At 25.6% G+C, this 6,478-nt stretch carries 7 protein-coding genes; 1 reads left to right on the top strand and 6 read right to left on the bottom strand.

Annotated elements, in window-relative coordinates:
* Positions 1 to 334: 334 nt before the first annotated feature.
* Positions 335 to 1,009: an MORN repeat-containing protein gene (locus I6U51_RS23380; protein ID WP_211144968.1), complete on the bottom strand. Its 675-nt coding sequence runs from the start codon at positions 1,007 to 1,009 to the stop codon at positions 335 to 337.
* A 531-nt stretch (positions 1,010 to 1,540) separates the two neighbouring features.
* Between I6U51_RS23380 and I6U51_RS23375 the strand changes: the two genes are divergently transcribed.
* The gene (locus I6U51_RS23375; RefSeq protein WP_211144967.1) at positions 1,541 to 1,714 is read left to right on the top strand and encodes a hypothetical protein; all 174 of its coding nucleotides are present in this window, start codon (positions 1,541 to 1,543) and stop codon (positions 1,712 to 1,714) included.
* Positions 1,715 to 1,832: 118 nt separating this feature from the next.
* Here the strand turns inward: I6U51_RS23375 and I6U51_RS23370 are convergent, their stop codons facing one another.
* From I6U51_RS23370 to I6U51_RS23350, 5 genes are all read right to left on the bottom strand, one after another.
* The gene (locus tag I6U51_RS23370; protein WP_211144966.1) at positions 1,833 to 3,359 is read right to left on the bottom strand and encodes an LA2681 family HEPN domain-containing protein; all 1,527 of its coding nucleotides are present in this window, start codon (positions 3,357 to 3,359) and stop codon (positions 1,833 to 1,835) included.
* A gap of 86 nt (positions 3,360 to 3,445) precedes the next feature.
* Positions 3,446 to 4,450 carry a hypothetical protein gene (locus I6U51_RS23365; protein ID WP_211144965.1) on the bottom strand — a complete coding sequence of 335 codons (1,005 nt, stop codon included), beginning with the start codon at positions 4,448 to 4,450 and terminating at the stop codon, positions 3,446 to 3,448.
* 180 nt (positions 4,451 to 4,630) lie between these two features.
* Positions 4,631 to 4,789 (bottom strand): hypothetical protein, encoded by a 159-nt coding sequence (locus I6U51_RS23360; RefSeq protein WP_211144964.1) that lies wholly within the window; start codon positions 4,787 to 4,789, stop codon positions 4,631 to 4,633.
* Between the two features lie 84 nt (positions 4,790 to 4,873).
* Positions 4,874 to 5,305, bottom strand: a complete 432-nt coding sequence (locus I6U51_RS23355; RefSeq protein WP_211144963.1) for a hypothetical protein — start codon at positions 5,303 to 5,305, stop codon at positions 4,874 to 4,876.
* 232 nt (positions 5,306 to 5,537) lie between these two features.
* Positions 5,538 to 6,413, bottom strand: coding sequence for a hypothetical protein (locus I6U51_RS23350; protein ID WP_211144962.1), 876 nt, complete (start codon positions 6,411 to 6,413; stop codon positions 5,538 to 5,540).
* Positions 6,414 to 6,478: the final 65 nt, after the last annotated feature.

The raw sequence follows: 6,478 nt of genomic DNA, 5'->3' as shown, positions 1-6,478 counted from the left end.
ACTCCATACCTTTTACTCCGTAACTTCATAAGAAGACAACTGTATTAATAGCTTAAATAATGAATTACCATATTAAATTAAATAAATTATTCCATACACAATCTATTATTATTATAACTCAATTTATATTCAAAATATATCTTTTCATTTTACATTTTTAAATTACCATAATTTTATTATAGTAATTTACTTATAAACACTTGAATATTATTTAGTATTTTATACAAAAACGAGGTACAAAATTAATTGTCCTTCAATAAGTCTCAATTCAAAAAAGCAAGCCATTTTCTGACCTGCTTGATTAAGTCTTTAGTAAAATATACAAAAAAATTCTTTATGAAGTAGGATTTCCGTAAGCAAACATTCCCTCATAAACTAATTTTTTTGTATCAAAATCATATTTTCTACCAAAGCCATTCCTAACACCATTTTTATATTCACCTTCATGTAATGGTTTATTAACATCCTTATGAAATGCATCCCAATACCTTCCAAATCCATTAAGACAACCATCTTTCCATTCACCTTCGCTCTGTAAAAAGCATTCATAATAGTTATTTGAAACGTCTATAAACATCTTGCATAATCCATTATCTTTAAAACTATAAAATTCTCCTTTATAAACTTTTAACTGCAACTTTTTATCATATTTTTCAACCATATAAAGGGTACCAAACACGAAATTTCCTTTATTAAATTCACCTTGCGCTAAAACATGACGACTTTCACAGTAATTTCCAATACTTTTAATTTTTAATACAAGCATACCATTCCCATGTGGCTGATTGTTATCCTCTTCTCCACTATAAAACAACTCAAAGCTATGTCTGTTATTCAAAACTATACGCTTAAATCCTTCGTATTTCCCAATCTTTAATTTCGGCACACCATTATCATTCTCTAAATTTAAGGTTGGTGGATTTTCTTGTATTGAACTACAAGCATTATAAACAGATTCGTTTGCCATCATAAAATCATTAAATTGATTAAAAAACCAATGTTTTCCCATAAACAATTCCCCCTAAACTTCTTAGTTATACATGATACTCTATAATATAGTATAACTCTCTCTTAATTTTAATTTTCCGCGTACTTCTACTTTAAATAATAATTACATTAATATCAATAAATCCTCTAAAATAAAGTACTCAAAAAATATTTCTTACCGATAAATTCTCATGGGGTGAGTATTAAAAAAATTTTTCATAGTATTTTTAATGGATTGTAATATATAAAAAACCTACTTAAATCGGTTTTGGGTTTTTTCGATTTATAATAATTACTATAGAATGTATATAAAATATATCTTTAAAAAATATAGATATGTATATATTTTATACACAAAACTTATTAAAATTTTATTAATAACTCATTGAATTCTATACTTTTATAAAACTAACATATTCTCCAAACATTGTTTCTATCCTAAAACAGTACATGTTTTTTATTACAACTTAGATTTGATAAAAAAGTGCAAACAGAGTTTTGCTTATTTAGGTTTTATAATATACACAAAAGAAATTGAAAGGAGATTTATAACATGGATATTTGTATTGTTAGTATTACTGGATTTGTATGTATTAGTCTTGTTAGTATAGTTGGTATACTATTAAATCGGAAAGAAGGAGTGACTTTCAACCTTAAAAATAATTATAAAGATTTTCAAAATGAAATTTTTTTTACTACTAGTAACACTGATAACCAAAGAAAGTAAAATTATTATGTAATTAATTTTACTCCTAATTAGAAGTAGTGTCGCTATTTGTTAATATTATACTACTTCTAATCTTATAATGTAATAAATCCTTCAAAAATTGTAAACCTATAGCCTCTTATAGTTTCCATTCATCAAGATATTCAGTTAAATATGCAGGACATGTTTTAAAGCCTTTGCCCCTTTCTTTTTCTTTATGCTTTTCTTCTTCATTTATTGATAATGATAAATATATTAAAGCAGCTCTTATTATTTTCATTAACCTATAGGTTTTCTTTTCTAAATCAAAATACGAGATTGAAAAAGCAAGCTCATCTTTAAACAAATCATCTGTCATATTCTCATAATTATACATTTCATGTATTTTTAAATATTTATGTTCCATATGATTTCTTAAAACGTCTAGAATTCTAGCATCTGGTGATAAAAATTCAGTAATACCCGATTTATTATCATAAAAATCTTTATATAACCAATATAACCCTTGAAGAGACCAATTGTATCTTTCTATCATTATCTTTTTTAAATCATTCTTATACTTATAACCATTCTTTCCTTTTTTCTCTGAATACCATAAAGACCTATAATTTACATCTCTTTCTTCTATTCCAATATTAAAATAATCATTAATAAAGTAGGCTATTTTATCTAGTAATGCATAACACATTCTAAAGGAACATTTTAGCTTTTCTAAATTCAAACCATACTTAGGATAATCTAATGTATTAAACATTAAAACTTCATTGTCTGAAAAGTGATGCCTAGGTATATTTATGGATTCATAATAAATATACCTTGCTGAAACATATTCTTGCTTAAGCTGATTATAAAATCCTTGATATTTGGGACTGGTATCTATTGAAGTAATCATATTGGGTGTGTGTAAAATATCATGGGCAACTAAATTTTCCTTTATTATATCATTTAATGGATTTAAGAAAAGTCTACTATTTAAGCACCACTTCCTATATTTTATTTCTTCATCTGTTTGTCCAAGTTCATAATTACGTAATTCTAATTTATTTTCTAAGAAATCATTATCAAAATAGCTCTTTATGGTATTTGCATATTCAGTAAATGCCTCAAACGACTCTTGGGACACTCTACTATTCAATGCTTTTTTTATATTTCTATAAGATTCATAAAGAAATATATACTTATGTCCATTATCATATATAGTTTTAGAGTAATAATATAAACATATACCCTTGTTCCCTAATGCCATGGTAAAATTAGGTATTATCGATAAAGCTTTATTCCAATATTCTATTGCTTCAACAAATCTACCTATTGAATTAAATGAATTAGCTAAATTAGTTAAAACCATAGCATAAATAGCCTTATATTCATCGTCTTTATTGTTTAAATTATCCAATAACAAAAATGCTTTTCTGTAATGAATTATCTCCTTTTCATACAACTTATCATTTATTCCTATTTCGATTTTTCTATTATAGCTTAAATTAATAATATCACCATAGGCAACAGCTAAATAATAATTTAATATTGCTTGATTATATGTATCAAATTTCATATCTCTTAGCATTTTCAATGCTTCATCAATTGCTATTTGAATATCTTTTACATTACCTTTTTCACATAAGAGGTCAAATTTTTGTCCAATATTTTTAATGACATCAATCAACATTATCACTCCAAACATATGTAATAAATAGCTTAAGTAGTACTTTTGTATTAGTACTTCTAAAAAATATAGTCATATTCTCTGAACTAACCTTCTATACTAAAATTAAATTCATTAGCATGGATTAACTGAAAATTTTTAATTCCATAGTATTCACCTAAAAGTTGAAAATATTCCTTCTCTTCCTCTGAATAATATGATATAAATACATTTTTCAATTGCTTAAGATTTTGGAGTCCTTTTATTCTAATAATAACATGTTCATCTACTATTGTTCCTTCTAACTGTTCCTTCCTGCGTTTAGGATATTTTCTAAGAAATTCTTCAGTCATATATCCACTTCTTTGAAATCCTAGCCCATAAAGTAACAAATTATCAATCTTAACATTTTCATAAAAAAAGCTAAAATCAAAGTATTTATTTATATTATTGAACTTTCTCAGTTCATCTATAGTACTTAACTTTCCAATACCATTCCATCCCCATACACATTTAAAATAAAATTCATGTTCATTTTTTGGACACAAATAAATATCAGCATATTTAGATAAATTTTTTATGAATTTTCCATGAATGTGCTTTATGTTTATATAACTATCTGCTAAGTAATCAAAATTTGTTGTATATATGTTATCGTTATTTAATAAAATTGAACTTACCGAATTGTAAAAAAACTCTATATGTTCATCCAAGCCTGAATATGTAATATAATTGTATAGCTCATCAAACCAAATGTTATATAAAGCTGGGAACAAACTCTTAATTAATCCTATATTATAATCTGCGCCTGCAAATATGTCTCTACCTAAAATTTTCTCTATGTTTGAATTATTATTTGAATAGAACCTACTTAATTTATATTTTAGTTTTTCAAAGTTATTTAAGTTATCAAGACTCTTTTTACCATAAAATATTTTAAAAATTCTTTTCTCTTCTCTTGGTGAAATATTATTTGACATAAATCTCTTTAAAAATTCATCTATATCAAATAAATATAATTTTTCTTTCTTCACATAAGGCTTTATTTGCTGTATTAAATTAATAGTCATACCATTTCCAAAAAGTATAGCATCAAATTTATTACATAACATACCTATTCCCCCCTAATTACTCATTTGGCAAAATTTAAGGCAAACCTATAGTAGCTTACTTACCTTTTCTATTTTTAATAAAATTTAATATTCCAATGCCTATATCAACAGCAGCAAAAGCTATATGTTTATACTTACTATTAAATTTACCTTCTTTTGAATAATAACCTTTCTCCTCACCTATACTATTTTCTTTAGAGGTACCGTTACCTCTTCTTTTGCTTTCTCATTTACTTTCATAGAGTTTAACTCTAAATTATTGACTTGCTTATCTTCTTTATTCTTACAATTAGGTTCTTTTTTATCACTGGTAAACTTATATACTATATACCCTAACATAAACGCATCCAATAAACTTACCTAAAAATACTGGAATACTGCTAACTATTTCATTTATTATATTTATCACTTATACTCTCCCCGCTAGGATTTTGATTTTATATTGATATTCAGCAATTCTTCTATACACTTTAGCTTAAATTTATAATATAATAGTCGATTCTTTTGGTTGTCAGAAGTACATCTAAAAGTAATCAACATAAAAGCCATTATAGAAAATATTAATCCAATGTAGTTATTAATATTTATCTCTTTTATCACCAATATTAGTGCTATAACTATAGCATAGAATGCAAATCTAATTGACATAAAGGTATCAATATTGTAAAGTTCAGTTCTTAAAATTTCTACTTCCAATTCAGACTTCTCATCAAGTAATTCTTTGTTTGATTTTTTTCTTAATTCCTTTACTATACCCAATTTTATATCAGATAATTTTCCGTTTTTAGGTAATGTTATTTTTAAATCTTTTGTAGCTTGTCTATATATAATCTGACTTCCATCATCCCATATCATAATTTCTCGTTACTCCTTTGTATAAAAACTTGATGTTATTCTTTATTATTCGAATCCCAACATAATTACATAATTGGGGAAATAAAAGCGTAAACATTTTCTACTATTCCGTACTAACATTTCATATCGATTATACATTTATTTTCTATACAGCACCAATATAAAACTCATGTTTTACGAGCCTCGAAATTAATAAGCAGAATTATCACTGTATTCTTATCTACTAAAAATTCTAATCGGTAGCCACAATTAGGTCTCCATTTTCATTCTTAGCAATGCACTCACAAGTTATTGCCTGTCCAAAACAAATCGGACATATTTCTATGTCACAGTTATTTAAATGAAATTCACCTATTTTCGCCCCACAATCATCACAAATTTCATAGTTTGTATAAGATGAAATGTTGTAACGTTTTTTAAATTCTTCACTCATTCTACTAAGTTCATCACCATATCTTACTCTTTCTATCTTTTCACCATTTTGAGTGATATAATACTTGTATTTAGAATTAATTTCTATATCCTTCGTCAGACCTTTTACATAATTTTTTCTTACTTCTACACCTCTAAAAATTACCCAATCTTTATTGTATTCTAGAATTCTATCTTCTATTAATTTTCCATTATCTTTATAAAACTTTATGTCATCATCCATTAATTTGTTATGTATTTCTTTATAAATTGTATATAAAGTGCAGTATTTCGATTTTATCTTCTCTGATTGAATATCAACTTTATAATGGATAAATTTATTTCTAATATGTGAGCATTTGATTAAAAATTCCTTATTTTCTAGCCCTATGACATTATTGCTAAAATTATTTATCCTATTTATTGCCTGTTGAAAAGTCACTGTCTTCCTTTGATTTGCTTTCTCGCAATCAATATCATCATATACTAAATTTTCGTTAATTCTAAAAAGAGATTCTTTTAACAGTAATTCAAAGGCTTGTACCATAGTTACAAAGGCAAGTTTCCATTTCACTTTATTTTCAAATGAGCTTTTTTCTTTATCATGCACCCCATACTCATTTGCAACTTCATATAAATCAAATGAACTATTTATATAATCATAGGAATTTTCCAATAAGTTTAATTCAAATTTCAACTCTAGTGCCCCTTTCTATAGTTTTATATTGGCTATTAACTTGCTAAAATATTATCTCCCTTATA

It is taken from the genome of Clostridium aciditolerans, assembly GCF_016316925.1.
Lineage (GTDB): Bacteria > Bacillota > Clostridia > Clostridiales > Clostridiaceae > Clostridium_AM > Clostridium_AM aciditolerans.
Note: the sequence above shows the minus strand (reverse complement) of the source record. Positions and strands in the feature narration are given on the sequence as shown.